This is a genomic window from Limnospira sp. PMC 289.06, from assembly GCF_032350395.1.
GTDB classification, from domain to species: domain Bacteria; phylum Cyanobacteriota; class Cyanobacteriia; order Cyanobacteriales; family Microcoleaceae; genus Limnospira; species Limnospira platensis.
Genome location: NZ_JARPLC010000471.1, coordinates 1 through 513 on the forward strand (window position 1 = coordinate 1; position 513 = coordinate 513).

The following is a 513-nucleotide window of genomic DNA, read 5'->3' on the forward strand; positions in this document are numbered from 1 at the left end:
ACCTAAAATAGCACCAACTCCTGTCAACTTGTTTGGTGTATATTCTATATAAAAACTACCTTCACTCGGGTTAAACTCATCCCCCAACACTCGACTAACCGCATCAGAAGCACGTGTTACGCTGGTGGCTTGAGTAGGGGTGTAAGGGGATGGTGTTGATGATGCTTCTAGTTGTGTACCCCAAATGTAGATACCTGAAATGCCATCACCTGTGTAAAGAATGCTAGACCCATTATTCAAGTAATGCACTATTGTTGCAGTAGCAGTTGATGATGCTGTTGAGGTAATTGAGCATCTATACCATCCGTTTCCCATAGACGTTACTGATGAAGAAACAAGTCCTCCTCCTGCTGTAATTGCTCTAGTCAGTAAATTGAAATTTGCGAAAGAATTGGCGGGAAATTGAGTGGCAAATGCAATTACAAGAATCGAGCGTTCTGCGGCTTTAGCATATATGGAGTAGGGGTCGAGAGAGATGTCGCCATCTCCCCCTCCCATACAGAACCGTACTTA

1 protein-coding gene is annotated in these 513 nt (G+C 43.7%); it reads right to left on the reverse strand.

Going from position 1 to position 513, the window contains the following annotated elements:
• Nucleotides 1–498 (reverse strand): phage head spike fiber domain-containing protein (locus P5674_RS25840; RefSeq protein WP_434475139.1); only part of this gene is annotated, 498 nt, incomplete at its 3' end.
• Nucleotides 499–513 lie beyond the last annotated feature (15 nt).